Below are 1231 nucleotides of genomic sequence, written 5' to 3'. Positions count from 1 at the left end.
GGTCAGACGCGCCCCCAGCACCCGAGCCTGCCCGGCCGCGATGGTCAACCCCAGCCCATGCCCCTGCCCCGCCCGGTCGGAGGAGCCCGTACGGAAGCGGCGGGGCCCATCCGCCAGCAGCTCCTCCGGGAACCCGCGACCGTGGTCGCGGACCCGGATCACCCGGCCCTCCACCGTCACCTGAATCGGCGCCCTGCCATGCTTGGCCGCGTTGGCCAGCAGGTTGAACAGAACCCGCTCCAGACGACGCGGATCCGTCGTGACCTCCGACTCATGGACGACCCGTACCTCGATCTCCGCGTCCTTCGCGGCCACCCGCCGGGACACGAACTCACCCAGCACGATGTCCTGCAACTCCGCCCGCTCGGACGCCCCGTCGAGCCGGGCCACCTCCAGAACGTCCTCCACCAGCGTGCGCATCGCCTGCGCACGGTCGCGGACCAGTTCCGAGGGACGCCCCGGAGGCAGCAGCTCCGCCGCCGTCAGCAGACCCGTCACCGGAGTGCGGAGCTCGTGCGCGATGTCCGCCGTCACCCTGCGCTCGGCCTGGATACGCTGCTGAAGCGCGTCCGCCATGGCGTCCACGGCCCGGGCGAGATCATCGGTCTCGTCACGTACGACACCACCGATCGCGTCCCGGACCCGTACGTCCGTCTCACCCTTGGCGACCTGGTTGGCCGCCGCCGCGGCCTTGCGCAGCCGGCGTGACATCTGGCCCCCGATGAGCACACCGAGCGCGCAACCGCCGAACACGACCGCGATCGAACCGATGACCAGCGCCTGGTCGAGGTCCTTCAGCACATCCGTACTGCGGTCCGTGATCCGCGTGTGCAGCGACAGCACGCGGCCGTCCTTGAGCGGCACGGCGGCCCATATCTCCGGGATGCCCTGGGAGTCCTCGGCGATGTACGTGGCGCGCCGGTCCTCCGTGACCTTCGCGAGCAGGTCCTTGGGAATGGCCGCGTCGTCGACCTCCACCCCGAACGCCCCCGGGTTCTGCTGGCGCCCCGACTCGTAGATGCGCTGGGCGACCTGGATGCGCTGGTCCGCCAGGTCGCGCGCGTTATCGAGCATGGACACGCGCGCCGCGTTGTGCACGACCAGGCTCAGTGCGAGTGCCACCAGCGCGCCGACCATGGCGATCGCCGCGCTGAGCTTCCAGCGCAGGCCGGTGCGCAGGCCCGAGCGGGACCGCGCGAGCCGCCCCACCCCACCTCCCGCGGGTCGTCGC

1 protein-coding gene is annotated in these 1231 nt (G+C 71.7%); it reads right to left on the bottom strand.

Going from position 1 to position 1231, the window contains the following annotated elements:
• On the bottom strand, positions 1-1209 hold a 1209-nt coding region (cseC, locus tag FNH04_RS46145; protein WP_322725786.1), incomplete at its 3' end, for a two-component system sensor histidine kinase CseC.
• Positions 1210-1231 lie beyond the last annotated feature (22 nt).

Origin of the sequence: Streptomyces phyllanthi, from assembly GCF_009377205.1 — a bacterium.
Lineage (GTDB): Bacteria > Actinomycetota > Actinomycetes > Streptomycetales > Streptomycetaceae > Streptomyces > Streptomyces phyllanthi.
This window is presented reverse-complemented; position numbering and strand designations above follow the sequence as displayed.